17 protein-coding genes and 1 riboswitch are annotated in these 26,927 nt (G+C 67.6%); of the genes, 8 read left to right on the top strand and 9 right to left on the bottom strand.

Features of this window, described 5'->3' with window-relative positions; genetic code table 11:
• Positions 1–230: 230 nt before the first annotated feature.
• Together F0U60_RS25460 and ahcY are read left to right on the top strand one after the other, a co-directional pair.
• Positions 231–1,610, top strand: a complete 1,380-nt coding sequence (locus F0U60_RS25460; protein WP_395824347.1) for a DnaA N-terminal domain-containing protein — start codon at positions 231–233, stop codon at positions 1,608–1,610.
• 162 nt (positions 1,611–1,772) lie between these two features.
• Positions 1,773–1,843, top strand: a riboswitch (S-adenosyl-L-homocysteine riboswitch).
• Between the two features lie 72 nt (positions 1,844–1,915).
• Positions 1,916–3,334: an adenosylhomocysteinase gene (ahcY, locus tag F0U60_RS25455; protein WP_395824345.1), complete on the top strand. Its 1,419-nt coding sequence runs from the start codon at positions 1,916–1,918 to the stop codon at positions 3,332–3,334.
• An 880-nt stretch (positions 3,335–4,214) separates the two neighbouring features.
• Here ahcY and F0U60_RS25450 read toward each other — a convergent pair.
• From F0U60_RS25450 to F0U60_RS25435, 4 genes are all read right to left on the bottom strand, one after another.
• Positions 4,215–5,207, bottom strand: coding sequence for a hypothetical protein (locus F0U60_RS25450; RefSeq protein ID WP_395824342.1), 993 nt, complete (start codon positions 5,205–5,207; stop codon positions 4,215–4,217).
• A gap of 43 nt (positions 5,208–5,250) precedes the next feature.
• On the bottom strand, positions 5,251–5,871 hold the full coding sequence (locus tag F0U60_RS25445; protein WP_395824339.1) for an NAD(P)H-dependent oxidoreductase: 621 nt from the start codon (positions 5,869–5,871) through the stop codon (positions 5,251–5,253).
• 148 nt (positions 5,872–6,019) lie between these two features.
• Positions 6,020–6,382 (bottom strand): LysR family transcriptional regulator, encoded by a 363-nt coding sequence (locus F0U60_RS25440; RefSeq protein WP_395824336.1) that lies wholly within the window; start codon positions 6,380–6,382, stop codon positions 6,020–6,022.
• Positions 6,383–6,496: 114 nt separating this feature from the next.
• A complete protein-coding gene (locus F0U60_RS25435; protein ID WP_395824332.1) occupies positions 6,497–7,654 on the bottom strand; it encodes an alpha/beta fold hydrolase in 1,158 nt (385 codons plus the stop codon).
• Between the two features lie 348 nt (positions 7,655–8,002).
• Here F0U60_RS25435 and F0U60_RS25430 point away from each other — a divergent pair, with 348 nt between their 5' ends.
• Positions 8,003–9,214 carry a glycoside hydrolase family 19 protein gene (locus F0U60_RS25430; protein WP_395824329.1) on the top strand — a complete coding sequence of 404 codons (1,212 nt, stop codon included), beginning with the start codon at positions 8,003–8,005 and terminating at the stop codon, positions 9,212–9,214.
• A gap of 200 nt (positions 9,215–9,414) precedes the next feature.
• Here the strand turns inward: F0U60_RS25430 and F0U60_RS25425 are convergent, their stop codons facing one another.
• Complete coding sequence (locus tag F0U60_RS25425; RefSeq protein ID WP_395824326.1) at positions 9,415–10,590, bottom strand: FAD-dependent oxidoreductase; 1,176 nt, start codon at positions 10,588–10,590, stop codon at positions 9,415–9,417.
• Positions 10,591–10,659: 69 nt separating this feature from the next.
• Here F0U60_RS25425 and F0U60_RS25420 point away from each other — a divergent pair, with 69 nt between their 5' ends.
• Positions 10,660–11,097 (top strand): MarR family winged helix-turn-helix transcriptional regulator, encoded by a 438-nt coding sequence (locus tag F0U60_RS25420; RefSeq protein WP_395824323.1) that lies wholly within the window; start codon positions 10,660–10,662, stop codon positions 11,095–11,097.
• A 245-nt stretch (positions 11,098–11,342) separates the two neighbouring features.
• On the opposite strand, the gene F0U60_RS25415 is transcribed toward F0U60_RS25420, so the two are convergent.
• Both F0U60_RS25415 and F0U60_RS25410 read right to left on the bottom strand, forming a co-directional pair.
• Positions 11,343–13,028 carry a tetratricopeptide repeat protein gene (locus F0U60_RS25415; RefSeq protein WP_395824320.1) on the bottom strand — a complete coding sequence of 562 codons (1,686 nt, stop codon included), beginning with the start codon at positions 13,026–13,028 and terminating at the stop codon, positions 11,343–11,345.
• 165 nt (positions 13,029–13,193) lie between these two features.
• Positions 13,194–13,997 carry an SDR family NAD(P)-dependent oxidoreductase gene (locus F0U60_RS25410; RefSeq protein ID WP_395824316.1) on the bottom strand — a complete coding sequence of 268 codons (804 nt, stop codon included), beginning with the start codon at positions 13,995–13,997 and terminating at the stop codon, positions 13,194–13,196.
• 260 nt (positions 13,998–14,257) lie between these two features.
• On the opposite strand from F0U60_RS25410, the gene F0U60_RS25405 reads away from it, so the two are divergent.
• From F0U60_RS25405 to F0U60_RS25390, 4 genes are all read left to right on the top strand, one after another.
• Positions 14,258–16,285, top strand: coding sequence for a lipoxygenase family protein (locus F0U60_RS25405; RefSeq protein WP_395824312.1), 2,028 nt, complete (start codon positions 14,258–14,260; stop codon positions 16,283–16,285).
• A 45-nt stretch (positions 16,286–16,330) separates the two neighbouring features.
• A complete protein-coding gene (locus F0U60_RS25400; RefSeq protein ID WP_395824309.1) occupies positions 16,331–17,719 on the top strand; it encodes a cytochrome P450 in 1,389 nt (462 codons plus the stop codon).
• 33 nt (positions 17,720–17,752) lie between these two features.
• Entirely contained in the window at positions 17,753–19,099 is a 1,347-nt protein-coding gene (locus F0U60_RS25395; protein ID WP_395824306.1) for a cytochrome P450, read from the top strand.
• A gap of 101 nt (positions 19,100–19,200) precedes the next feature.
• Positions 19,201–24,171 carry a hypothetical protein gene (locus F0U60_RS25390; RefSeq protein ID WP_395824303.1) on the top strand — a complete coding sequence of 1,657 codons (4,971 nt, stop codon included), beginning with the start codon at positions 19,201–19,203 and terminating at the stop codon, positions 24,169–24,171.
• 12 nt (positions 24,172–24,183) lie between these two features.
• On the opposite strand, the gene mmsB is transcribed toward F0U60_RS25390, so the two are convergent.
• Both mmsB and mmsA read right to left on the bottom strand, forming a co-directional pair.
• Positions 24,184–25,395, bottom strand: a complete 1,212-nt coding sequence (gene mmsB / locus F0U60_RS25385) for a multiple monosaccharide ABC transporter permease (protein WP_395824300.1) — start codon at positions 25,393–25,395, stop codon at positions 24,184–24,186.
• Between the two features lie 2 nt (positions 25,396–25,397).
• The gene (gene mmsA, locus F0U60_RS25380) at positions 25,398–26,927 is read right to left on the bottom strand and encodes a multiple monosaccharide ABC transporter ATP-binding protein (RefSeq protein WP_395824297.1); all 1,530 of its coding nucleotides are present in this window, start codon (positions 26,925–26,927) and stop codon (positions 25,398–25,400) included.

The raw sequence follows: 26,927 nt of genomic DNA, 5'->3' as shown, positions 1-26,927 counted from the left end.
GGTAGACGATCCGAGAGGGACAGCCCAGATCGCGGGAGTGGATCACCCCGAGGCCATTTTCCAGCGGCTTCTCCTGCTGGTGGCGTGGCAACACGGATGGCACCTCTCCCCTCTTGGGGGCGGGCGCCACGGTGCTTCCACGAAGGGGGATGTGGATGTGGCCGCCGGCGTGAGGCGGATGCACACGGGGATCACGCGCGCCGCGCGCGGGTCCCTGGGGAGGCGGTGACGTGGCCGGGTTGGACTGGGTACAGGTGGACGTGGGCTTTCCCATGAGCCTCCCCGTGGTGTGTGCTGCACGCGCACTGGGGATGGATCGGCGAGCCTTCGTGGGCGCCATGGTGGAGCTCCAGATCTGGGCGGTGCAGGCCCTGCCCGCTGGGCGCTTCGAACCCTTCCCCGCGTCCGGCGGACACGTCCTGGACATGTCCACGGACGCATCCGCGGACGCATCCGCGGACGAGGCGGTATGGCGGGACGCGGTCGAGGGTGCGGTCCGGTGGACGGGCGCTCCCGGAGCCTTCTGGGACGCGCTGCTTCGCGCCGGGATTCTGGTGCGGGAAGGAGACAGCGTCCGCTTCACCCTCTGCGATCGCTACGTGCAAGTCCTCGAAAAGAAAAGGAAAGAGGCCGAGCGCAAGCGACGAGAGCGTGCCGCCAAGAGCTCCGGCGCGTCCGCGGGACGTTCCTCGGACATCCCCGTGACGTCCCCCGCAAGAAAGAAGAGAGAGAAAGAGAGTGAGAAGAAGACTTCTTCTGCTGCAGCAGAGGCCTTGGAAGCGGCAATGTCCGCCGGACGTCTCGCTCCCGTCGCCCCGCTCCCGCGCCCAGATGAGGACGCGTCCGCAGACGACACCCCCGTCCAGCTCGCCCTGCCCGGCACGCACATTGTGCCCGCGTCTCCTCCGCGCGAAGAGTGGCGTCAGGCCGTGGCAACCGCCGTGCTGACAACCCCCACGTCCGCGGGCACGGAGCCCCAGGAGTCCCGGAAGTCGGAGCGCGCCCCGTCCGGAGCGGAAGCCTTCTTCGAGGCCTGTCAGGAGGAACGCTGCCGCGCACTTCCCGGCATCCCCCCGGAGGAGCAGCCCAAGGGCTGGGCGAGCTGGTACCGCGGCGCACTGAGCAAGGTGGGCGGCGACGAGGGACGGCTCCTGGAAGCCTGGCGGGGCTACCTCCACTCGGACTGGGGGCGCTCTCGTGAGCCCCGCTGCACCGCGGAAGCCTTCTGCACCCCACGGGTCTGGGGACGCTACCTCCAGCCTGTCCAGCAGGAGAACCCGACTGGGGTGCCGTCCGGTCCGCCGTCCGTGGACGTGAGCACGGAAGCCGGACGCCTGTGGCAGGCGTGCCTTGCCTCACTCAACGACCATGGGAAGCGGTACGCCCTCTCCTGGCTCGCTCAGGCCCGCCCCGTCGACGTGGAGGACGGGCATCTGGTGCTCTCTGTGCCAGATCGCTATTTCCGCCAATGGGTGCAGGAGCACTATGGGCAGATGGTCGACCAGCTCGCCCAGGACCTCGGCCTCGAGGGCGTGCGCTGGGTGCTGACCTCGAACCTCAGCGGTGCGCCTCGCGGAGCTCGCGTATCCGAGCGGGGCGTTCGCGGATGAACTGGAGCGTCTGCTCCACGGGACAGGGCGAGGAAGGAAGCAGGCCCCCGCTCCCCTCCACCGAGATACCGGACCCCTCCCCCTGGCCCCCATCCGCTCGACCGAAGCCTCGGAGGGTTCAGTTCTGTGGCGAAGCAATATCGTCCTGATATAGGGTCCCCACACCCTGAGGAGCGCTGCAACGGGGGTCCTCCCCCGCCAGGCTCAGGTTCGTGCAACGGCGCTCGCTGACTCGTGGCTGGGTGCCCGGGAGGCGAGCAAGAGCCGTCTGCCACATCCAGCCCCCTGCCAATCAGGAGCAATGCATGCGGGCTGTAACTGATCTGAGCAAGTTCACCGACTACAAGGTCGCGGACATCAAGCTGGCCGAGTGGGGTCGCAAGGAGATCGCGATCGCCGAGACCGAGATGCCGGGCCTCATGGCGATCCGCGATGAGTTCGCCAAGACCCAGCCGCTGAAGGGCGCGCGCATTGCCGGCTCGCTCCACATGACCATCCAGACGGCGGTGCTCATCCAGACGCTGGAGGCCCTGGGTGCGGAGGTCCGCTGGGCGTCCTGCAACATCTTCTCGACCCAGGATCACGCCGCGGCGGCGATCGCCGCGGGCGGCACCCCGGTGTTCGCCTACAAGGGCGAGTCGCTCGAGGAGTACTGGGAGTACACCCACCGGATCTTCGACTGGGCCGACGGCGGCACGCCCAACATGATCCTCGATGACGGTGGCGACGCCACGCTGCTCATCCACCTGGGCACGCGCGCCGAGAAGGATCCCTCCGTGCTGGCCAACCCGGGCAGCGAGGAGGAGACGGTTCTCTTCGCCGCGATCAAGAAGCAGCTGGCGGCCAAGCCGGGCTGGTACTCGAAGAACCTCCAGAGCATCCGGGGAGTGACCGAGGAGACCACCACGGGCGTGCACCGCCTCTACCAGATGGCCAAGGAGGGGAAGCTGGCGTTCCCGGCCATCAACGTCAACGACTCGGTGACCAAGTCCAAGTTCGACAACATCTACGGTTGCCGCGAGTCCCTGGTGGACGGCATCAAGCGCGCCACCGACGTGATGATCGCGGGCAAGGTGGCCGTGGTCGCCGGCTACGGCGAGGTGGGTAAGGGCTCGGCGCAGGCGCTGCGCGGACTTCAGGCCCAGGTGTGGGTGACCGAGATCGATCCCATCTGCGCGCTCCAGGCCGCGATGGAGGGTTACCGGGTCGTCACCATGGAGTACGCGGCGGACAAGGCCGACATCTTCGTGACGGCGACGGGCAACTACCAGGTCATCACCCACGAGCACATGAAGCGCATGAAGAACAATGCGATCGTGTGCAACATCGGCCACTTCGACAACGAGATCGATGTGGCGGGCCTGAAGCAGTACAAGTGGGAGAACATCAAGCCGCAGGTCGACCACATCATCTTCCCGGACAACAAGCGCATCATCCTGTTGGCCGAGGGGCGTCTGGTGAACCTGGGCTGCGGCACCGGCCACCCCAGCTACGTGATGAGCTCGTCCTTCGCCAACCAGGTGCTGGCGCAGGTGGAGATCTTCACCAACCCGGGCAAGTACAAGCCGGGCGTGTACATGCTGCCGCGGCACCTGGATGAGAAGGTGGCCCGCCTCCAGCTCACCAAGCTGGGCGCGATGCTCACCGAGCTCACGCCGGATCAGGCGAAGTACATCGGCGTGCCCAAGGAAGGGCCGTACAAGAGCGACCACTACCGCTACTAGGCGGTAGCGCTCCGAGGCGGCGGGCTCGATTCCCGCCGCCTCCGCGAGAACAGCGCTGGGTGCTCCGGAAGCAGAGGAAGGGTGCCTCTGCCTCTGGAGACGTGGGTGCGGCCCTGGCCATGCAGCTGGGCATCTACCTTCACGGGGCCATGTCCTTCATGACGGTGCTTTCCCGTGGCTTCTGGCCGGCGCAAGACATCCATCGGCACGGCGGCTTCGACGTGATGGTCCTGGTTCTCGTTCACCCCTCCGTTCTGACCAACAAGCCCAGCCGCGACACGGGAATCGGATCCTCGGCGTTGTCGCGATGTCGCCGTGGATCGACCTGTCCGTCTCCGGAGACTCCGTGGCCTCTCGCGCGCTTCTGGCGCGGAATCCCACTGGCCCGACGGACGCCACGTGGTGGAGGGAGTGACGCTTCAGCCTCGGGTGATGCACCGCGAAGTAGTGCTCCCCGGCGATTGCCACGAAGGCATAGGGATTGGCTGGGTGGCTCATCAACCATTCCTCCGCCTCCACGCGTGTGGCGAACGAAGGAGTCCGCGGGGGGATTCCCCTGGCGGTCAGCGCCTCCAGCGCCTCCGCTGCTCGCCGCCGGGTCCCGATGAAAAGCGTCGCGCCTGTAAGCTCCTCGAAGATTGTCACCTGCACACCTCCGCGAGCTCGATTTCGGAGAGCATTCCCGGGGAGCGTTCCGCCATGACCAGGAGTGGCGTCAGATTGAGCCAGTCAATGGCGGGTTCCACCGCATCGAACTCGGCTGCGTACTCCTCTGCCCACTCACCGCGGCCCTTCGTGCATTCAACAAAAGCATCCATGCAGTTTTGATTTCTCATGACCAGGACGCCCTTCCAGACAGCTCCGGAGGGGTCCCTGCACCTCACGCGTCGCTGACGATGCGAACACCGAACTGCTTGAACCGCGCGATGGCCTCATCAGGCGCCACGAGCGTCTCGGGCAGTTGCAGCCCGCCATGTGCTGCGGGCCGTCCGTCCAGGCCCAGGATACGCTCGATGACGACCAGCACCCCCAGCGCGGTCATGTGTGCGTTGCCAACCGGGTCGGAAACCATCGTCCGACGATGGGCTGGCGTGCCATCCTTCAGGCGGCCTTCGATATCGATGTAGAGATCATGGGACGCCGGGCCCCCGGCGCGCGTACCGAGGGACTCACCCTGGACGAGGTCGAAGCGGACATTCGGCGCCCCCGTCACCGTGGCAAGGCTTGGCACGTCGAGCACGGACATGGGGAGTCCCTGCGATACACGCTCATCCCCTAGACGGAGGGACCTCCCGTGCTGCGTGGCGTCGACCCATTTCCAGACTCCCTCCTCACGCAGCAGCGCACGGCCGATGAAATGCTCGGTGTCATTGGCGGTCATCGGTCCAATCGGGTCCTTCGTATCGTAGACTCCCGCGAGCTGAAGTGAGTCGATACGGCTGAACGGTTCGACGGCCTTCCGTGCAACGTGCGTCAACACACCTGCCTGCCAATGCCCCAGCAGGACGATGGGCCGCTTCGGGGGCGAGCGCACCGCCGCGAAGGTAACGGGCGCGACGTCTTCCGCCAGCTTCGTGATGCCGATATGGGCGATGCCACGCTCCAATGCGGCATGGATGAGATTGTCGCCCGGGTCCTGCAAGGCCGCAACGATGAGCTCGACAGGTCCCACCTCGCTCAGTTCCCGCTCGGGATTCGAAACATCGAGCCGAGCCGTCGTGGCGCCACCCAGCTCCTGCGCGAGGGCCGCTCCCTTCTCGGGATTTCGCCCCGCGAGGATGAGCTCCACCTCCTTGTTGAGCTTCCTGATGTGCCGCGCGATGAAACCGCCTACCAGTCCATAACCACCTGAGATGAGGATGCGTGACTTCATGAGTGCTCTCCTGGGGTTCTCGACTTCCGCTCGATCAATGGGTTCATGCCGCCTCGACCGCCTCGCATCGCTTGGATGCATTGAAGAGATTGCGGCCGATGGCACGTGCGGCGTCCAGATGAAACGCCGGATCCTGCGTTTCGGATTCGAGCAGGAGCTCGGATGTCACGACGCAGGCGCCGCAGTAATCGAAGATCCCATGGTCGATCTGCGTCTTCATGGCGCCGAAGTAGCCGTGCCGGGCGTAGGTCCGTGCGTCGGCGCCTGCGATGGCGACGAGGTGAACCCGCAGGTGACGAAGCTTCTTCACCAGTCCGGTATCCAGGCTGAAGTCGAAAGCCCAGCCATTGGCGAACACGCGGTCGATCCAGCCCTTCAGAAGCGCCGGCATCGACCACCAGTAGACCGGATAGACCAGGACAAGGGCATCGGCACGATCGATCCTCGCCTGCTCGGCGGCGACATCGGCGGGCGGCGGCGCCTTCTTGCGGTGGACCGCGAGATCGGCCCCGGTGAACCTTGGATCGAACGCTTCCGCGGCGAGGTCCGCGATCTCGAAGGAATGGCCGGCACCGGACTGGGACACGCCCTCGGCGATCTGCGCGGCGACGCTGTGGCTGAGCGACCTGGACTCGGGATGTGCGACAACGATGAGCGTGTGCATGTCGAAGGCTCCTGCCTGCGGGTTGCGGATGAAGGGCACCGACTGCATACTTTTAGTAAGTTACTTTTAGTAAGTTACTTTTGGTAAGTCGCCGTGTCAACCGGAAGAGACAGACAACGCACCTCCGAGCCACCGCCGCGCCGCTGCGCTACGGGTCGACCGCAGGCGCAGCGTCGCCGAAGGTCTGCCTGACCCAATCGACGAAGACCTTCAACCGGGCATGCTGATGCCGGTTGGGCGGATAGATGAGCTTCCTGCCGCGCACCGCGCGGTCCATGGCGTCGTGCTCGGCGAGCAGGCGCTCGGCGCGGCGGTAGTACTCCAGTCCGTCCGAGGTGACGGCGAGCGCGCGGGTGGTGCGATGCATCAGCTTGATGCCGAGATGCTTTTCGAGATCGGTGACCAGCTTGCTGATCGTCGAGCGCGGCTGGGCCAGCTGGTCGGCCGCGCGGCTGAACGAGCCGGTCTCGACAACGCGCACGAAGGCGCGCATGGCCAGGAGTTGGTTCACGGTAGCGATCCGCCGAGGGGAGGTGGCTCGAGGGATGCCTGAACGACGTGTGCCCATGAGTAGCCGCCCGGTCCGGACCCTGAACATGCTTGAAGAGGCGACGTCGCCCTGACCTCAGCCCCTGGGAGTACCCGGGGACTTCGCGGCTTCGTCGAGCTCGGCCTTGCCGGCCAGGGGACGCACGTCCTGGACCAGATGCACGAGCATACGACCGGGCTCCTCCACCATCGCCATGTGGCCCGAGTTCTCGAACCAGATCAGCTTCTTCTTCGGCGCGCGGACCTTCTGGAGCCACGCCGCGGTGAGCTCGGAGGGCGTCGTGAAATCATGCCGCCCGGCGAACATGAGGATGGGGCATCGAAAGTCCAGAACGTTCGTGTAGTTGAACTTCCCGAGGTCGGGTAGCAGGCGCGGCACCGACAGCTCGGCGCCTTTGTCGATGGCGGCCACATCCTCGTCGGAGTAGTCCGGCGAGAGCTCCGCCTGGTTGAGGTAGTACCCCAGGTTGTCCCGGCGATGGCTCAGGCCGCCGAGCCGAACGGACCACTTGCGCTCGAGGCCGATCTTCTCGAGCGGCAACGTGCCGTCTTTTTCGGGATACGGCGCAATCGACTTCAGCTCGCGAATGGCCTCGTCGTTCCTGGCCGCCTCGGCGGCGCGGAGCGTGATCGCATAGCCTGTACGCTCGCTCTCCTGGCCGTTGATGACCTGGCCCATGCCCACGTAGGCGTGAAGCCACCCTGGATGCTTATGCGCGAGGCCCAGGCCCACCAGGCTTCCCCACGAGTGGCCCAGGACGAAGATCTTCTCCTTGCCGTAACGCTTTCGTAGGGCCTGCACCACTTCAGCCGCGTCCTGGGTGATTCGCTCGAGGGACAGCGTGGGTGCGATCATCGCCGGGTCGTTCGCGGTGTATGACTTGCCAGACCCGCGCTGGTCCCACTGGACGACGGTGAAGTAGTCCTCCCACCCCGCCTGGAAGGCCCAGCTCGTCGGCATCTCCGGCGAGGCGGGACCGCCGTGAATCATGAGCAGGACGGGATTGCGACGGTCTCGTCCTCGCACCGAAATCCACTGCTTCGTTCCACCAATCGGCAGCTCGAGCAGCTCCTCGACTCCGTTGGGTGTAACGATCCTGCGGGCATCGGCGATGATGCCTCTCGCCTGCGCTTTCGTGAACGCGGGGACACACGACTGCGGAGCGGGAGCGGCGGCCAGGACCAGAAGCAGGGCGAGATTCACGGCGGATGACTCCAAGGAGAGGGGTGGCATCCCCTCCCCTCCTACGAGCCTCCGGATGAGCGATTTCACCTGAAAGAGGCGGGCTTCGACATCGCCGAAGACCTCGGCATGCCTGAATGGCCACAGCGCCTCGGCCCCAGTCCGGTGTCCCCAACCGTTGGCGGTCTCACACCTGCCTCGATGGCGGTACCCACCTGCGCACTTCGTGGTGCCCCCCCACAGCGATATCCCTGGTGGAGGACCCCATCCGCACCGGCCCAAAGGCGAGCCGTGAACATCGCCGGTGCGGCTCTGAAACGCGGTTTGACCCGAAAAAATGAGCTGGCTTCTCAATGAAGTCGTCAGGATCGGTATTTCTCCAACCACGAGGAGAGAAATATGTCCCGTAGGATCGTGTATCGTTGTTTGTCGTTGTTGGGTGTCGTGGCTGGACTGGGTGGATGCGCTGCCGACGAAATGGTGGCGGTCGAGGAGACCTCTCAGCTGGAGAGCGCGGCCGTCGTGTCGAGCATCACAGAGGGCGACTACGTCATCCGCTCCGTCATGACCAACAAGTGCATCGACATCGCCTCGGCCAGCACCGCGGACGGCGCCAAGGTGCAGCAGTATGACTGCAACAACACCAACGCGCAGAAGTTCCACATCTCCCCGACGTCGGATGGGTACTGGAAGATCATCAACGTCAACAGCAACAAAGCGCTCGATATCTCCGAGAACAGCACCGCGCAGAACGCCAAGGTCCATCAGTGGACGTACGTCGGAGGGAACAACCAGCAGTTCAGGTTCGTGACCCGCGGCAACAACCAGTTCAGCATCCATGCGCGCCACACGGACATGGTCATCGACCTGTACTGGGGCTCGGCGGAGAACGGCACGGAATACGTCCAGTACCCGTATACCGGCACGGCCAACCAGCTCTACACCTTCGACAAGGTGGGTGACGGCACCAATCCTCCGCTGCCCGGAAACGGGCTGGGCGCCATCCTGAGCGAGTCCATGTTCAACACCATGTTCCCGGGCCGCAATCCATTCTACTCGTACAGCTCCCTGCTCGCGGCGGCGTCGACCTTCCCCTCGTTCGCGACCACCGGCGACACCGACACCCGCAAGCGCGAGGTGGCGGCCTTCCTCGCCAACGTCTCACATGAGACTGGCGGCCTCGTGTACACCGAGGAGATCAACAAGAGCGTGATGTGCGACACCAGCTGGGGTCCCCCGGGCTGTGGCTGCGCGCCGGGCAAGTGGTACTACGGACGTGGCCCCATCCAGCTGTCCTGGAACGGCAACTACTGCGCCGCCGGCAACGCGCTCGGGCTGAACCTCATGAACGATCCGGACCTGGTCGCGCGGGATGCGAACGTCGCCTGGCGCACCGGCCTCTGGTTCTGGACCACGCAGACAGGCGCTGGCTCCATGACGGCGCACAATGCCATCGTCAACGGCGCAGGCTTCGGAGAGACGATCCGCACCATCAACGGCGCCCTGGAGTGCAATGGCCGCAACCCTGCTCAGGTGCAGAGCCGCATCAACACCTATCAGCACTTCACGAGCCTGCTCGGCGTGAGCCCCGGCAACAACCTCGGCTGCTGAGCCACCCCAGCTGTGCGGGTGCAAAGGTAGGCCCCCCCGCGCCCGGGTGAAGCCGGGCGAGGAGCGGGCCGTGGCCCTGTACTCTCAAGCTGTGGGAAGCTCAGGGGGCTCAGGGGCCCCGTACCGTCACCCCGGGAACGTCACCCTCCCGGTGAGCCAGAAGGCGGCGCCCTGAGCACGGCTTCTGGCGCGGGGAAGGCTCACGCCCGGGATTGAGCCTCGGCCGACGACTTGCCCCGCTGCGACACGTGCTCGAACGCGCCGCGCGCCGCGTCGGCGGCGAGGGCATCGGCGATGCCTTCCGCCGCGCCCCGGGCGGCCTTCTCCGCCCGCTGGCACAGGACGAGCTCGTGCTCGCGCACCGCGGCGGCCCAATCCTCGTGCTCGGTGAGGGCGAGCGCCAGATCGGAAGCATCCAACATGGCGAGGTTGGCGCCCTGTCCCCCGAAAGGGGACATCAAGTGCGCGGCGTCCCCGAGCAGCGTGAGCCCCTGGCGATGCGCCCAGCGATGCCCGACGGGCAGCGCGTAGATCTGCCGGGGCACGATCCGGTCTCCACACTCGCGGATGAGCGCGAGCAGGGGGGGCGCCCAGTCCGAGAACAGCTTCAAGAGGCCCTCACGCACCCGGCCGGCATTCGTGAAGTCGATGCCCCCTTCCTCCACCCAACCCTCCGCCACCTTCAACATCGCGTAGACACGGATGTGCCCGTGGCCGTTGCGCTGCGCGACGAGTCCCCGGCCCTCTGCCATCGCGAACAGGCTGCCGTTCCCCACCATCCGGGCTATCTCCGGATGCCGCGAGTCCACGTCATCCAGTCCCAACTCGACGAAGGTGACCCCCGTGTACTCGGGCACGGCGGTGGACAGCAGTGGCCGGACCTTCGACCACGCTCCGTCCGCGCCCACCACCAGGTCGAAGCACTCGGAGCGCCCATTCGTGAAGGTGAGCGCGTGCGACCCGTCCTCTCGGGCCTCAAGCGTGCGCAGCTTGTGCCCCCAGCGCACCATGCCCTCGGGCAGAGAATCGAGCAGCATCCGCCGCAGCACGACGCGGTCGATCTCCGGGCGCTCCCCCTCCTCCATCCCCTCCGGATTGTCGATCAGCAGCGTGCCCTGCTTGTCCATCACCCGCATGCCCTGATCCTCGTAGCGCGCCAGGGCGCGGAACTCGGCCTCCAGCCCCGCCCGCTTCACCGCGACCTGGCCCGACTCGGGATGCAGGTCGAGCGTGCCGCCCTGCGGCCGTTCGTCGCTGGATGCCTCCTGCTCGAACACCGTGGCCGTCACCCCCCGGGTCCACAGGATGCGCGCGAGGGTGAGCCCCGCCGGTCCACCCCCGATGATCGCGATGCGAAGGGAATTGCGCTGCTTCATGTCCGCCTCCTAGATTGCATAGCAGGCGATATAAATCAACATAGCCTGCTATGCAACCAAAGGAGTGCCATGGGGACGAAGTTGGAGGGCAGACAATCCGCGGGGCACCTGACGACGCGGGCGGCGCGGCTGTTCATCCGGGCCATCGACGTCAGGCTCAAGAAGCTCGGCCTGTCATCGGGACAGCTTCCGGTCTTCTTCGCGTTGTCCTCGGGCGAGGAGATGTCCCAGAAGGAGCTCGTCGAGTTCGCGGCAATCGAGCAGCCCACCATGGCGGCGACGCTCACGCGCATGGAACGCGACGGCCTGGTGGAGCGCCAGCCGGACCCTCGTGATGGGCGCGGCAGCCTCATCCGCCTGACGCCGCTGGCGATGAAGAAGACCCGCGACGTGATGGCGACCATCCAGACGAGCAACGCCGAGGCCCTGGCGGGCTTCAGCGACGCCGAGAAGGAACTCTACCTCGGCATGTTGCGGCGAATCATCGCGAACCTCGAAGCCGACTGAACAGCTGCGGCGGCTCCTGGCCGGCCAAGGGCCCGGAGCGCGGGCAAGAGTTCGACGATGTGCAGCTCCGCTTCCGTGCGCGCCTCTTCCGAGGCAGCCGGATCACTCAGCACGCGAGCGTTGGCCATGAACGCGGCCACCGAGCCCTTCCGCGCGAGAATTCCACCAAGCCGGACTTCGTGGACTCCGGTACTCATTCGCCATGGGCCTGGCTCGCGGATGACTTTCAGGGAAAGCCAGTCAGTTCACTTGCCCTTGCGGAACTGCTCCAGGCAATCGGGCTGGGAGAGCTGCTTGCAAATGCGCGTCAGCAGCTCGCGTGCACCGGGTTGGCTGGGGTCGCCGCGAAGGGACTCGTCCAACCAGCGCAACGCCAGGGCCGGTTGGTTCTCGCGCTGGAGTCCGAAGGCCATGACGTAGAGAAGCGCGGGATTCCGTTCCTTGCGCAGCAGGGCATCCGTGGCACGGAGCGCGGCCACCGGATCCGACTCGGCCTGGTGGATGAGCCGCTCGGCGGCAGCGGGCCCCGGATGGAGCGACTCCGCACGTGCGAAGCACACCTCGGCCCGCTCCGGAAACTCCAGGTCCAGGTAGTAGTGACCGCAGAACGCAAGCTCCTCCGCCGTCTGCTTCCGCTGGTACGCTTCCATGGCTCGGACCCAGTTCTCGCGCGAGCGCTTGCGCTGCGCCTCCACGGTGGGTGTCAGCCCGTAGTCCGCTGCCGCCTTCCACGCCAGGGCGGCCTCCTCGGGCTTGCCGAGCGAGCGCAGGATGAGGCCGTGCAGGAAGTGGCCAGCGGGGTTCTTCTGGGTGTCGGCGAGGCTCGCGCGAATGAACCGCAGCGCCTCCGCGTCCTGGCCCCGCAGGTAGAGCACCAGTGCGAGGGTCTCGGGCCCGTTCTTCTTCGAGCCGCGCTCGAGAGCGGTGCGGCACGCCGCCTCGGCCTCCTTCAGCTTGCGCTGCTGGAGGAGCGCCCGGCAACGCATGGAGAAGAGAGCGCTCGTTCCCATCACGTTGCCCCGGCTGTCCTTCAAGGTCACGGTGTCCAGGGGGACTGCATCCAGCGTCCGCAGGGCACCCTTCAGGTCCCCGAACAGAATCTGGATGTTGCTGAGATTCACCACCGCATCCAGGTCATCGGGGCTCTCGCGCACCATCTGCGTCAAGAGAGGGAGCTGCGACGGGTAGTCCTTGAGCCAGGACAGGAGCCAGACGGAACCGCGGTCCGCGGAGAGGGGCCCCTCGACGGCCTCGCGCAACTCCTGCGTGGAGTGGATTCCGAAGCGGGAGCCGAGCTCGGGGAGGACGCGCTCCACGGCGAGCCCAGCGCCCTTTCCCGACGCCGGACGGCGGGGGCTCCTGGGTTCCGTCATGAAGAAGAAGACCTGGCGCGGGACGCCCGGGGGACACTCGAAGCCGTAACTCCCCAGACCCGAACCCCGCACGTCTTTCGTGTCCAGCTTGTCGAGCCGGCGCTCGCGGCAGACGATGTCCGTCAGCCAGAGGTTGGCTTGTGCCAGGCCCCCGACGTGAAGGGGTGCCTCACGCGAAGCCCCGAGTGCCACCACCTGCTCCTGACGCGCGGGCGAGAGTCGCGGAAAGAGGCTGACGAGCAGCTCGAACGCACCCGGAGAAGGGGCCGGGGAGAGAAGCTCGCGCTCGAGGAAGGTGCTCGCCTCGTCGAACTGCGCCTGGCGCGCCAGCAACCGTGCCGCGAGGAGCCGGGCACCCGGGCAGCCCTCGGCGCTCTTGCGTGCGAGCACGAGCGCCTCGTCGAGCCGCCCTTCGGCCACGGCGCGCTGGGCCTCGCCGAGCTCCGGCCCACATTCAGCCTTCGCGGGAGGAGGAAGGCCCGCATCCGAGGTATCCGCCGCGAGCGCGGCGGTTCCGAGAAGCGAGAGGACGAGGAGGAACAAGGAATGGAACCGCACGTTAGCGCATGGCATTGCGCGGAAAGCTACCATGCCCCGAGCAGCACCAGCGGCAGGCTCGTTATACCCAACACCCGCTGTGAGACGCCCGGCGTCGGCATCGCCCTCGTCAAACAGGTTGGGTGCGGCGGGCTCGAGTCCCGCCGCCTCCACTCCGGAGGGGCATCACATGCCCATGCCGCCGTCTACCGGCAGCCCGATGCCCGTGATGAACCGTGAGGCGTCCGAGGCGAGGAAGACGGCGGCATCCGCCATGTCCGACACCTCGCCGAGCCGCCCCAATGGCGTCTGACCAAGGATGTCGCGGACGGCCGCATCCATGCTCGGCGCGAGCCCGAGCTTCACCATGCTCTCCGCGAGCCCGATGCCCATCGCCGTGGGGACGAGCCCGGGGTAGATGCAGTTGACGCGCACGCCGTAGCCAAGCTTGCCGGATTCCAGCGCGGCGATGCGGGTCATCCGGTCCACGGCCGACTTGGTGCCCGAGTAGCCGGCAATGCCCGGCAAGGCGATGGTGGCCGATACAGAGGAGAGGTTGATGATGCACCCTCCGGCGCCCGCCTTGCCTCCGGGGCGCATGGCACGCAGGCCGTGCTTGAGGCCGAGCGCCACGCCCACCACGTTGACGTCCAGCATGCGGCGAAGATCCTCCGGGTCGATGTCCACGACGAGCGCGGAGATCTCGATGCCCGCGTTGTTGACGAGGACTTCCAGCCCGCCGAGCTCCTCGAGAGTGCGTGCGATGCCGCGCTCCCAGTCCGCCTCGGAGGTCACGTCGAGCTTCACGAAGGCGGCCCGGGCCCCCTCCTTGCGCAGGGCGCTCACCGTGGCACGCCCCTCCTCCTCGAGCAGGTCGGCCACCATCACGTCCGCGCCCGCGCGCGCCATTGCCCCGGCGATGCCGGCCCCAAGGCCGCGCGCCCCCCCGGTGACCAGTACCCTGCGACCCTTCAAGTTGTAGCTTGTCATTGCATCCTCCGTGGGCGCCCCATTCAATTATCAAGCCAGCTGCGTGTATGTCGTTATGGCGCTCAGGATTGATCCGGCCCTGTCCAGGTTCCGCTGTGGCGGTTCTTGACGCGTCAACCTGTGTCATTTGACGTGTCAACCTGTGTCATTTGACGTGTTGGTCATTCGGCTCGGGGGGCCCCTGGCGCCGTGGTGCTCTTGATGAGGCGGTGCGGTCCTCGTCCGACACACGGCATGGGCTCTGCATTGGGGAGGACGCCATGAGCGTGGAATACAAGATCAAGGTTCGTACGGGCGCTCGTCTGGGGTCAGGGACGGACGCCAACATCAGCGTTGTTCTGGTGGGCTCACTGGGAGAGAGCGAGCAGCACGTCCTGGACAAGCGCTTCCACAACGACTTCGAGGCGGGGGCGGAGGATGAGTATACGCTCAAGACCCGGGATGTCGGTGAGCTGCTCCTGCTGCGCTTCACCAACTCCGCGGGTCTGGCGAGTGACTGGCTCCTCGACTTCGCCCATGTCACCTCGGGTGACAAAAGCTGGCACTTTCCGCACTACCGCTGGGTCCTGGGCAATACGACGGTCGAGGTCCTCGAGGGCTCGGCCGGTTTGCCCCAGAACGTGCGTCACGAGCGCGCGAAGGAGGCCCGCCGCGCGCTGCTCGAGAACCGCAAGAAGATGTACCCCTGGCGCCCCGCCGAGGCGACCGCCGGGCTGCCCGGCGCGCTCGACATCAGCAAGGAGCGTCCGCTGCCCAAGGACGAGCTGTATCGGGGCCTGACCGAGGGCAGCTACGAGGGCGTCATCGCCAAGACGATGGCCACGATCCGGCTGCACCTACCCCTCCTGGCCGAAGCCTGGAATGGGTTGGTGGATACCCTCGACGTCCTCAGGTACCTGGAAGTGCCCAAGCTCACCGAGCGGTGGCAGGACGACCACGAGTTCGCGCGGCAGGCCGTCCAGGGCGTCAATCCGCTCCACATCACGAGCATCACCGCCCTGCCCGAGGGAATGCCGCTCACGGACCAGGAGGTCCGAGGTCTCCTCTCGCCGGGCACCACGCTTGCGGGGGCGCTCGAGGCCAGGCGGGTGTTCCTGATCGACTTCGAGGTGCTCGAGGGCATTCCCATGTTCCGCAAGGTCGACAAGCACGGGGTCGAGGAGCGGCGCTGGGCGCCCCCGTCCCGGTGCCTGCTCTACCTCGAGGATTCCAAGCGACTGCGTCCGCTGGCGATCCAGCTGGGCCGGGATCCTGAGAAGGATCCCGTGTTCACCCCGAACGACTCCGAGACGGATTGGCTCGCCGCGAAGATCTACCTGCGCTGCAGCGAGGGCAACGCCCACCAGATGATCGCGCACGCGGTGCGCACGCACTTCGTGGTGGAGCCGTTCGTCATGGCGACGATGCGCAACCTGCCGGATCCGCACCCCGTCTACAAGCTGATGCGCCGCCACTTCCGCTACACGCTCGCCATCAACGACGGGGCGCGCAAGGGCCTGCTCGACGAGGGCGGCGTGTTCGACGACTTCATCGCCACCGGAGGCCCGGACAAGGGACACATCAAGCTGGGCCAGAAGGGCTTCCAGCGTTGGAAGCTGACGGACAACAAGCCGCGCTTGGACTTCGAGCGCCGGGGCGTGCTCGACCCGGCGATCCTGCCCGACTACCCGTACCGGGACGATGCCCTGCCGCTGTGGGACGCGCTCGAGGAGTACGTGGGTGGCGTGCTCTCCCCCTTCTACAAGTCCGACGCTGACGTCGTGAACGACACCGAGCTCCAGGCCTGGTGGGCCGATCTCATCGAGCACGGCATCCCTGTCGACAAGATGCCCTGCGCCAGGCTCGAGCACGTCGCGGACCTCGCCGACATTCTCACCACCGTGCTCTACACGGGCAGCGTCCACCACGCCGCGGTGAACTACCTCCAGTACGAGCACTACGCCTTCGTCCCCAACGCGCCGCTGTGCATGCGCCAACCTCCCCCAACGCAGAAGGGCCTGCTGCGCCAGGAAGACATCGCCGAGATAATCCCGACCCGCTCCCAGACACTCTGGCAGGTCGCCATCGGACGCGCGCTCGCCAGCTTCGGCGAGGACGAGGAGTTCCTGCTCAACGAGGGCGGATGGCGCGAGACCTACTTCCAGGAGCCTGGGTTCCTCGCCGTCCGAGAGCGCCTCTATGAGCGGTTGCGCGCCCAGCTCGACGCGGTGAAGGCCCGCAACGCGAAGCGCGACGTGCCCTACACCGTGCTCCAGCCCGACCGGGTGCCCTGCGGCATCACCGTCTGAGTCGACGCTCACCCCGCCCCACCTGTGTCTCGAAGGAGTCCCTCCGTGCCGAACCTGCTGTCTCGAGGTCTGTTCAACCTGTTCTTTGGCTCCAAACGCCGAGCCCTGGCGTCCCTGCCCGGTCCCGTGCCTGGAATCCTCGGCAACGCCGGAGACTTCCTCGGTGACGCGAAGCCCTGGGACGTCTGCGCGCGCTATGGCCGTGAGTACGGAGGCGTCACCCTGGTCTGGCTGGGGCCCAAGCCGGCCCTGGTGCTCAACGATCCCACGCTCATCGAGCAGGTGCTCGACTCTCGCCGCATGGAGTTCGAGAAGGGCTCGCTCCACGAGCAGCTCAAGCCGACCACGACGGAGCACTCGATCTTCATCGCGAAGCTGAATGGGGATTGGGCCACCAAGCGCCGGCAGGATCCCTTCGTCCAGTCCTGGTCTCCGCGGTGGCTGGCCGAGCAGGTCGCCCCCATGCAGGCGGTGATCTCCGAATCCATCAATGCCCTCATTGCGAGTGGGGAGACGGTCGATCTCAGCCCCGTGATCCGCCGGCTGACGTTCGACGCCTTCGCCGTTGCCGGCACAGGCGAGAAGACGCCGGACTCGGTGTACGAGGACTTCATGCTGCTCGCCAAGGGGGCGGATGCCCGGCTCAAGTCCAATCTGCCCTTGTCGTTCGTCTCGTTGCCCAAGGGCTTCGAGGCCGCCCGTGAGCGGTTCTACCGGTTCTTCGAGGAGCGCCTCAGCGCCTTGAGAAAGTCACCGAAGCCGGGTGCCACGGATCTGATGTCGTGGATGCTGCGCGAGATGCCCGACTTCGATGACGCGTGGCTGGCGCGCCACGTCGCGCTGATGTTCTACGGCGGTGTCTTCTCCTCGAGCACCTCGCTGGTGGGTGCGTTCCACCAGCTGCGGAAGCACCCCGACGCCGAGGCGCGGCTCGTGACCGAGGCCACCACGTTCGCGGGGGGTCCACCCACCCTCGAGCGTTTGAACGACGCGCGGTGGGTCGAGGCCGCCACCCTCGAGGCGTTGCGACTTCTGCCCGCGGTCCGCGTCTTCATCCGCACCCCGGTCAAGGACGTGCAGTTCGCCGGCGTCACGTTGCCGGCGGGGACGACGCTCATGATCTCCAACCAGCACCTGCACCGCGACCCCACGCACTGGCCCAACCCGGACTCCTTTGAGCCCAAGCGATGGCTAGATGGGGGCGCGGCGCGTGATCCCATCGGCAGCGGCCACTTCTTTCCGTTCGGGCGAGGCCCTCGCATGTGCGTGGCCACCGACTTCGCCATGGTGTTCCTGCGCACAGCCGTGGCGACGATCGCAGCGCGCGCCCGGGTGCAGCTCGAGTCGACGGAGCCCTTCAAGGAGGACTTCTTCTTCGGCGTGGTCCTCCCCTCGGGAGTGCGCGCGAGGTTCGTCGCACCTCACGCTCCATGACTCTCCATGAGGAGGTGGAGTAACCTGGACTCCATGCTCCCTCCTGGCCCCCGCTTACCGGGCCCGGTCCAGACCGCGCTCTATCTCTCTCAGCCGTTACACTACCTGCGGCGGTGGCACCAGCAATACGGCGAGGCGTTCACCCTGCGCATGGCGGGCGCGGGGAACATGGTCTTCATCAGCTCGCCCCAGGACATCAAACGAGTCTTCACTGCCCCCATGGAGGTGGTTCACGCAGGAGAGAGCAACTCGCTGCTGCGGCCCTTCCTGGGGCCCCACTCCGTCGTCATCCTCGATGAGTGGGATCACGTCCGTCAGCGCCGGCTGCTGCTACCGCCCTTCCAGGGCGAGCGGATGCAGGCCTACGCCAAGGTGATGCGCGAGGTGACCCACGCCTCGCTGGTGCGCTGGCCGAGGGCACGGCCCTTCCCGCTGCTCGACGTCATGACGGAGATCACCCTCGAGCTGATGCTGCGCAACGTCTTCGGGCTGGAAACGCCTGGGGAAATCGCCGCGTTCTCCCGGGATTTCTCCTCGCTGGTGGACAGCACCACCTCGCCACTGCGGATGCTGCCCTCGCTGATCGGCATGGACCTCTTCACGCTGATGCCCTGGGCGCGCGCCTCACGGCTGAAGAAACGGGTGGACGCGGCCATCTACTCGCTCGTGGCGAGGCGCCGAGCAGAGCCTCGGAGACCAGAACGGACGGACGTGCTCAGCATGTTGCTGGAGAGCACCCACGAGGACGGCAGGCCCATGAGCGACCAGGAGTTGCGAGACGCGCTCCTGACACTCATCGTCGCGGGCTACGAAACCTCCGCCATCGGCCTGTCGTTCACGGTGGAGCGGCTGCTGGCTGAGCCCAGGACCCTGGCGCGGGTGCACGAGGAGCTGGAGCGGGTGGTGGGCGACGACGAGCTGGGGCCGGAACACATCGAACGGCTCGAGTACCTCGAGGCGGCCATCAAGGAGGCGCTGCGGGTCCGTCCGCTGGTGCCACTCATCTCCCGCCAGCTCAAGGGTCCCCTGGAGCTGACGCACTACACGCTGTCCGCGGGAGTGACGGTCCTCCCCGCCATCGTGCTCACCCACTTCCGCGAGGATCTCTACCCGGAGCCCGAGCGCTTCAAGCCCGAGCGCTTCCTCGAGCAGAAGCCGGACCCCTATGCGTGGCTGCCCTTCGGAGGCGGCGCCCGCAGGTGTCTGGGAATGGCTTTCGCGATGTATGAGATGAAGGTGGTGCTCGCGACACTGCTAGGGAGGGCGAAGCTTCGGCTGGCCTCATCGGAGCCGGTGCGGATGATCAATCGCCACATCATGCTCGCGCCAGCGGGCGGTGTGCCCGTGGTGCTGGACGAGGTGCGGGCCCGGCGAGACTGACCCCGGCGGCGAGCGGGCTGAGAGGATGTCAGGGCAGCTTGGAGTGCGGCTACCGCGAGAGAAGCAAAACAGCCTAGTCTCCCCCTGTAATGGGGACCCCGATGATCTGCCTGAGCTGTGCCGAGCTACGCGAGGGCGAGACCCTCGGCACCTGTCCGAACTGCGGCGCCAGGCTCGAGCCCGCGACGCGGTCCCACCTGGACAGGCTCGTCCAGGAGAAGCTGAAGCGGCGGATCGCCGACTGGCAGGCCACGCGGCTGCTGGATCCGTCCACCGCTTCCCAGCTCACCGAGTCCCTCTCGGGTGCCTCCGCCGCGAGCGCCGTCGTCGCGGTGCCGCTGCTCGAGGACGCGAGCACGCTGGAGCAGAAGGCCAACGCGCTCGCCGGGAAGCTCGAGCAGCTCGAGGACTGGCGCCCCACGTGGGGACAGGCGTTCTTCCAGGCGCTGGAGAACGCGGCACGAGAGGAGCGCGAGCGCGAGGCCACACCCCAGTCGCACACCGGGGAGGAAGGCATCGGGCTGGCGTCTGACTCGGGGCAGGCGCTCTTCCAGCGCGTGGATGCGGGCGCGCTCGGGGGCGGGCTGGATGCCATGGTGGCGCTGGATGACTCCGCGAGCGGCGCGGCGCCCAAGCTGCACGAGTACGTGTGGTGGTTCCTCGGCGCGGTGCTGGTGCTCGGCGGCTCCCTCATGGGCGTGCGCGAAGCCTGGCGCGCGCTCGGGGGCGTGCCGCGGCAGCTGCTCGTCACGGGCGCCCTCTTCGCCTACCACGCGGCCTTCATCGGGCTCGGCGTGCTCCTCGCCAGGCGCTCGGCCTCGGCGGGACGGGTGCTCGCGAGCATCGGCATCGCGCTGTTGCCCGTCGTCTTCGTCGCCCTCTCCTCCCTGGTGGGACTGTCCCCAGCGTTGGGGGCGCCTGCCTCGGCCGGAGTCGCCGCACTGGCCCTGCTCACCCTGAGGCCCACGGGACGCCTGCTGTATGGAGCCTCCACGGTGTCGCTTGGGGTGGCGCTGCTCCCCTCGCTGCTGGCCGGACTGCCCTTGATGGGGCTGGAGGAGGCACCCTGGACGCGCACCCTCTGTGCCTTCGCCGGTGTGGCAGCCTTCGGGGCCTCGGCGTGGCGCGCCCGCCGGGAGGAAGCCCGAGCCGGGCTCTCCGTCCTCACCACGAGCCTCTATGGCGCAGCCGCCCTGGCCGTCTTCGCCGTCGCGAGTGCACCGTCCGGCTTCGAGGCCCTCTCCCCGGGGAGCCCGCTCTTCGCCGGGATGACGCTCTGGGCGATGGCGCTCGCCGCGGTGGTCGCGGGTGTGGCGAGCCAGCCATCGACGCGTGAAGCCCATCCCCAAGCGGCGCCCGTGGTGGAGACACTCGCGCACGCGGTGCTGGCCAGTGGAGTGCTCGCAGCGGCGCTCGCGGCCTTCTCCGTACAGCCCGGGTTGGCGCCCGGGGTGGACCTCGCCTCGGCCCTCACGCCGGTGGCGGGGGCGCTGGCTTTCTTCGTGCTCGAGCCCCGGCGCCGCGCGCTCGTCCATCCGGCCGTGCTGGCCCTCGCCCTGGCTGGCGTCCTGCTGGCGCGTCTGGTGAGCCCCGCCGAGCCGGGTGGGTGGATGGTGGGAGTTGCCGCCGTGGGAGCGGGGCTGATGTTCGTCGCCCGTCTGAACTCCCAGAGATCCTTCGGCCTGTGGCTGCTGGCCTGGGGCGGGGCGCTCTCGCTGGCGTCGCTGCCGCTGACCTCGTACGCGTCCACATCTTCGGGCTCGGACTCAGGGTGGCCGGCGGTCGCCGCGGGCGTGCTGGTGGCCCTGGCCGCGCACCTCACGGGCGGGTACCGCTGGCGGGCCCTGCATTACCTGGGGGGGATCGCCGTCGTCTTCGGGACCTTCGGCGTCATCGACGCCACGGGCGTAGAGGCGAGGGACTGGGCGCTGCTGTCCGTGCTCACCTTGGCGGCGGCGCTCTACGGCGTGGCGGGGCTCCTCCAGGACGCGTGGATGCGCCGGAAGGGAAAGAGCGACGAACTGCTGCCCCTGGATGACCTCTCGCTCGGCGTGGCCACGCTGACGCTCCTGCTCGCCCTCCCCCGAGTGGACATCAGCTTCCACGGGCCGCCCTTCTTGCCGCGGCGCTTCGCCTATCCCGACGAGTTCTCCCTGTCGCTCATGATTGGCTGCGCGCCGACCGTGCTCGCCTCGGTGCTCCTGCTGCTGCGTGTGAGACGGGATCGCAGCCGGATCGTCAGCACCTTGGTGGCCTGGGGACTCGCGCACTCGGTCTTGCAGTTCTTCCTGCAACGCGACATCCCGCAGCAAGGAGAGCGTGCCCTGCTCTTCGCAGGCCTGACGCTCGGCCTCTGCGCCATTGCGGCACTGAGGGGACGCGAGAGCGAGGCGTCCACTCCGGCCCCGAGAGGCCGGCGGCTGCTCGGGTGGCTCCGGTTGCCCTTCCCCGAGTCAGGACGCCCGCTCTACACCGATGGCTTCGCCGCCGTATCGGCCGTAGGAGTCGCCTTCACCCTCATCGTCCTCCTGTTCTGGCTGCGGCACCCGGACGAGGCCCAGCGATCCCCGGCAGTGCTCGCGGGTGCCCTGCTCACGGGGAGCGCGGTGCTCGCCTTCCTCTCGCGCGGCTTCGTCACGTGGCGCCTGCGCGGCTCGGTGGGGGTGCTCGCCTCCGCGGGCCTCTTCATTGCCCTCACGGCGATGATCAACCGCGCGGGACGCCCGCTCCCGCCCGACATGAGCGCCCTGCGCCTTCCGCTCATCGGCGTGGGCCTCTGGCTGCTGGCGCTCGCCACCCGACGCTTCGGTCCATGGCTCGGACACCGTCTGGAGAACGAGCGTCACGGCCGTCTCTACCACCTCGTCCCGCACGCCGGTGTGGCCGCGCTGGCCGTGGTGCTCTCGGTGAGTGCGTGGAGCACCGGTGGGCCCCTCCTCTCCCGCGCGCTGACGGTGGTGCCTCCGCTCCTGCTCCTGGGGGCCGCGCTCCTGGTGCTACTGCTCGCCTTCTCCTTCCGGGCTTCGGTGCTCGCCAACCTGGGGTTGCTCCTGGGGCTCCCGGGGGCCGCGCTGTGGGCCGTCCACCGCACCGTGCTCGGACATGCGCTGGTGGCGGCGAGTCATCCGGGTGGGCAGTGGGTGCGCGCCGAATTCCTGGAGGCAGCCCAGAGCGGCCACTGGCTCGCGTCCGGGTCGTGGCTGGGCCCCGGGGAGACGGTGCCTCAGTTGTGGTACCGGGCCTTCGTGGGAATCGCCGCCGCGGGGCTCGCGTATGCCGGCGCGGGGCTGGTGCCAGGAATCCACACCTTCGGCCCGGGACTCCTCCGGGCGCTGCACCGCTGGTCGGGCATCGCAGCGGGGCTCGTCTTCGCGGCGGCGTTCTTCCAGCCCGGGCTGGGGGCCGCCGTGCTCACCCTCGGCGCCGGGTTGCTGCTGCTCGTGGTCCGAGCCCGGCCCCAGGGGCATCTGGTGCCAGGCCTTGGCCTCCTCCTGGTCATCCACGCCCTGGCCCATCGCGAGCCCACCGTCGGTGCCTGGCCGGGCCCCCTGCTCGCCCTCGTGGGGCTGGGCGTGGTGGCGCTGAGCCCGTGGGTGGCCCGCTGGCGGGGGCTCGACGAAGGCCGGGCTCGCGCGCGTGCCCAGTTCGGTGCCCTGTTCTACGCCCTGAACGCGGGGGTGTACGCGCTGGCCAGCGGTGGCTCGACCCACCCAGAGGTGGCCGTTCTCAAACTCCTGCTCTCGGGCGTGTACGGCCTCGCCGGAGACTGGATGCAGTCCCCTGCCCTCCCACTCACCACGGCGCTCATCGCCGCCACGCTGTTCATCGGCGCGGCCCAGTGGAAGGGCGCACTGGCACGGCTGGGCGCAGGATGGGCCACGACGCTGGCGGGGCTCGCCGCGCTAACGGGCCTCTCGGTAGCACTCGTGGCGGGCGCGACGGAGCCAAGCTACTCGGCCCTTCTCACGCGGCACGGCCCAGCCCTGGCGCTCTGCGTGGCGGGAGCGGCGGCGCTCGCGCATGCGGCCAACCGCTGGCTTCGGGAGGGACGCGAGGACCTCGCGCGGGGGCTCGCCTGGGGCAGGGACTTGTGGCTCATCGCCACGGGTGGGCTGCTCGCGCTGGTGGCGGCCTGGATGAGCACGCCGGACGAGTGGGCACTCCCGCTGGCGGGCTCGGCCATCGCCCTGGCGGTGGCGGTGTCGCTGCACTGCGCGTGGCGGGAGATGACCGGCCGGCACGTGTACTTCGTGCAGGTGGCGGTGGTGGGCGTGTACGCGCTCGTGAGGGCGCTCTACGCCAGGGAGCTGCGCCCCGAGCATGATGCCCTCTTCGCGCTGGCGCTCGGCTTCGTGCTGGTGGGCGTGACGGTGTTGGCGCGGCGCGCGGGGGTTCCACCGGTGGAGCAGGCTACCCGCCGGTTCGCGGCGTTGCTGCCCGTGGGCATGGCGCTGGTGCTGCCCGGCGAGGCCACGCAGGAGGCCGCGCTGCTGGCGGGTGGCTCGGGCCTCCTGTACGCAGCCCTGGGCGCGGTGGAGCGCAGCCGGCTGTTTGGCTCGCTCGCGGCCACCGCCTGCAACGTGGCGCTGCTCATCGGCGCGCTCTCCCTGGACATGGAGGGCATTGAAATCTACCTGGCGCCGCTCGGGCTGCTGCTGTTGATGCTGGGCCAGCTCTTCACGCGCAGCCTGCCGCGAGCGGCGAGGAACGCAGTGCGCATCCTGGGTGGCCTGCTGCTGTACGTGCCCGCGGCGGCGAAGCTGACACTGCAGGTAGGCCAGGCGGCGGATGGCACTTATGCCTTCGTGTTCGGCGCGGCGTGCCTGCTGGGCGTGGCGGCTGGCATGGTGCTGCACATCCGCGCCTACCTGGCCCTGGGGACGCTGTTCCTCACACTGGACGTGGCGGCCACGCTCGTCCACGCCGGGTTGAGGGACCATCGCATCGGCTTCGGGGTGATGACGCTCACCGGCCTCTCCATCGTGGGCGGCCGGGTGTTCGCCACCCTGCGCCGCCAGGAGCTGGACCGGTGGCTCCGGGGCGTGCGCGTCGCGCTCAGGGGCTGGGACTAGCTCTACCGCCCTCTACTTCTTGCGATTGTAGACATCGACCGACACGGCGGCGAGGAGCACGAGCCCCTTGATGATCTGCTGGTAGTCGATGCCGATGCCGAGGATCGACATGCCGTTGTTCATCACGCCCATGATCAACGCGCCGATGACCGCGCCCGTGACCTTGCCGAAGCCACCAGCGGCCGAGGCCCCGCCGATGAAGCAGGCGGCGATCACATCCAGCTCGAAGCCGAGGCCCGCCTTCGGGGTCGCGGTGTTGAGGCGCGCCGCGAAGATGAGGCCGGCGAGTGCCGCGAGCACTCCCATGTTGACGAAGGCCAGCAGGGTGAGCCGTTCGGTCTTGATGCCGGAGAGTTTCGCGGCCTTCTCGTTGCCGCCGAGGGCGTAGATGCGCCGTCCCATCACGGTGCGGTTCGTCACGAAGCCATACAGGGCGACCAGCAGGGACATGATCAGGAGCACGTTCGGCAGGCCGCGGTAGGTGGCGAGCAGATGACAGAAGGACAGGACGAGCGCGGCGAGCAGCCCGTTCTTGAACGCGAACAGGGCGAAGGGCGCCGTCTCGAGCCCATGCTGCTGCTGTTGGCGGCGCTGGCGAATGCCCCCCCACAGGCTCGCGGCCGCGGTCGCGGCCCCCAGGAGCAAGCACGTGACGTTGAGTGTCTCCCCGCCGAACACGTCGGGGATGAAGCCAGAGCTCAGCTTCTGGAACCCGGTGGAGAAGGGACCAACGGACCGGCCCCCGAGCAGCACGAGCTGCAGCCCCCGGAAGACGAGCATGCCCGCGAGCGTCACGATGAACGAAGGCACGCGCAGGTAGGCGACCCAGTAACCCTGGAGCCCACCGATGAGCCCGCCCACCGCCAGGCAGAGTCCCATCGTCGGCAAGAAGGGCAGGTCGTACTCGACCATCAGCACCGCCGCGAGGCCCCCGACGAATCCGACCACCGAGCCGACGGAGAGGTCGATGTGCCCGGAGACGATCACGAGCAGCATGCCCAGCGCCATGATGACGATGTAACTGTTCTGCAGTACCAGGTTCGTCAGGTTGAGCGGCTTGAGGAGCGTTCCCCCGGTGGAGATCTGGAAGAACAGCATGATCACCAGCAGCGCCAGGAGCATGCCGTAGTCACGGAAATGAGCCTTGAGGAAGCTTCGCGCGGAGGGATGCGGACGCGGGGCGGTCCGCAACGCTTGGGATTCTTGGGTCAGCCCGGTATCCATCGTCAGTGTGCTCCCTTGCGCATGATGGCCTGCATGATCTTCTCTTGTGACGCCTGCTCGGCCGTGAACTCCGCCACGAGCGCGCCTTCGCACATCACGAGGATCCGGTCGCACATGCCGAGCAGCTCCGGCATCTCGGAGGAGATCAGCAGCACGCCCTTGCCCGTCTGGGCGAGCTCGTTGATGATCGTGTAGATCTCATACTTGGCCCCCACGTCGATGCCTCGGGTCGGCTCGTCGAGGATCAACACCTTCGGATTGGCGAAGAGCCAGCGGCTGAGCACCACCTTCTGCTGATTGCCGCCCGAGAGATTCAAGGTCTCCTGATAGATGCTCGAGGAGCGGATCCGCAGCCGCTCCCGGTACTCGTTCGCGACCGCGAGCTCCCGCACCTCGTCGATGACTTGGAAGCGCGACACCCCGTCCAGATGGGCGAGCGTCACATTCTTGCGGATGTCCTCGGAGAGGATCAGACCATAGGTCTTCCGGTCCTCGGTCACGTAAGCGATTCCATGGCGGATGGCCTTCTCCACCGTGCTGACGTCGACCTCCCGGCCCTCGACGCGCACGCGCCCGCGGATGTCACGGCCGTAGGTGCGGCCGAACAGACTCATCGCGAACTCGGTCCGGCCCGCTCCCATCAGACCGGCGATTCCAAGAATCTCCCCGCGGCGCAGCGTCAGGGAGACATCCTTGACGACCCGCCGCGCGGGATGGACCGGGTGATGGGCCGTCCAGCCCTCCACCTCGAGGAGCACCTCGCCCGGAGCCCGGTCTCGTTTGGGATAGCGGTCCGCCATGCCCCGGCCGACCATGCCCTGGATGATCCGGTCCTCGCTGACCGGCTCGCGGCGGCAGTCCAGGGTTTCGATGGTCGCTCCATCGCGCAGCACCGTGATCGAGTCCGCGACCCGGGTGATTTCGTTCAACTTGTGGGAGATGAGGATGGAGGTGATGCCCCGCTCCTTGAACCGCAGCAACAGGTCGAGCAGAGCGCTGCTGTCGCTTTCATTCAGACTCGCGGTCGGCTCATCGAGGATGAGCAGTTTGACCTCCTTGGCCAGGGCCTTGGCTATCTCCACGAGCTGCTGCTTGCCAACGCCGAGCTCGGTCACGAGCGTGTCGGGGGACTCCCGGAGTCCGACCTGCTCGAGCAGTTGCCGGGTGCGCACATGGGTCACGGACCAGTCGATGACGCCGTGCTCCGCCTGCTCGTTGCCGAGGAAGATGTTCTCGGCGATCGACAGCAGGGGGACGAGGGCGAGCTCCTGATGGATGATGATGATGCCGAGCTTCTCGCTGTCCGAGATGCCCGAGAAGCGCCGCTCCTCGCCCTCGAAGAGGAGTTGTCCCGAATAGGTGCCATGCGGATGGACGCCGCTCAGCACCTTCATGAGGGTGGACTTGCCCGCGCCGTTCTCGCCGATCAACGCATGGATTTCGCCGGCCTGGACCGTGAGGTGGACGTCGTGGAGCGCACGCACGCCGGGAAACGTCTTGGTGATTCCCCGCATTTCGAGCACAGCGGTCAT

It is taken from the genome of Archangium minus (assembly GCF_044360475.1).
Lineage (GTDB): Bacteria > Myxococcota > Myxococcia > Myxococcales > Myxococcaceae > Archangium > Archangium minus.
The sequence above is the reverse complement of the archived record's forward strand: the minus strand, read 5'-3'. Positions and strand labels throughout refer to the sequence as shown.

Coding starts and splice junctions, on each gene's coding strand:
- ahcY (WP_395824345.1), top strand. CDS start 1,916: ATGCGGGCTGTAACTGATCTGAGCAAGTTCACCGACTACAAGGTCGCG.
- F0U60_RS25450 (WP_395824342.1), bottom strand. CDS start 5,207: ATGAAGTCACGCATCCTCATCTCAGGTGGTTATGGACTGGTAGGCGGT.
- F0U60_RS25445 (WP_395824339.1), bottom strand. CDS start 5,871: ATGCACACGCTCATCGTTGTCGCACATCCCGAGTCCAGGTCGCTCAGC.
- F0U60_RS25435 (WP_395824332.1), bottom strand. CDS start 7,654: ATGCCACCCCTCTCCTTGGAGTCATCCGCCGTGAATCTCGCCCTGCTT.
- F0U60_RS25430 (WP_395824329.1), top strand. CDS start 8,003: ATGTCCCGTAGGATCGTGTATCGTTGTTTGTCGTTGTTGGGTGTCGTG.
- F0U60_RS25425 (WP_395824326.1), bottom strand. CDS start 10,590: ATGAAGCAGCGCAATTCCCTTCGCATCGCGATCATCGGGGGTGGACCG.
- F0U60_RS25420 (WP_395824323.1), top strand. CDS start 10,660: ATGGGGACGAAGTTGGAGGGCAGACAATCCGCGGGGCACCTGACGACG.
- F0U60_RS25410 (WP_395824316.1), bottom strand. CDS start 13,997: ATGACAAGCTACAACTTGAAGGGTCGCAGGGTACTGGTCACCGGGGGG.
- F0U60_RS25405 (WP_395824312.1), top strand. CDS start 14,258: ATGAGCGTGGAATACAAGATCAAGGTTCGTACGGGCGCTCGTCTGGGG.
- F0U60_RS25395 (WP_395824306.1), top strand. CDS start 17,753: ATGCTCCCTCCTGGCCCCCGCTTACCGGGCCCGGTCCAGACCGCGCTC.
- F0U60_RS25390 (WP_395824303.1), top strand. CDS start 19,201: ATGATCTGCCTGAGCTGTGCCGAGCTACGCGAGGGCGAGACCCTCGGC.
- mmsB (WP_395824300.1), bottom strand. CDS start 25,395: ATGGATACCGGGCTGACCCAAGAATCCCAAGCGTTGCGGACCGCCCCG.
- mmsA (WP_395824297.1), bottom strand. CDS start 26,927: ATGACCGCTGTGCTCGAAATGCGGGGAATCACCAAGACGTTTCCCGGC.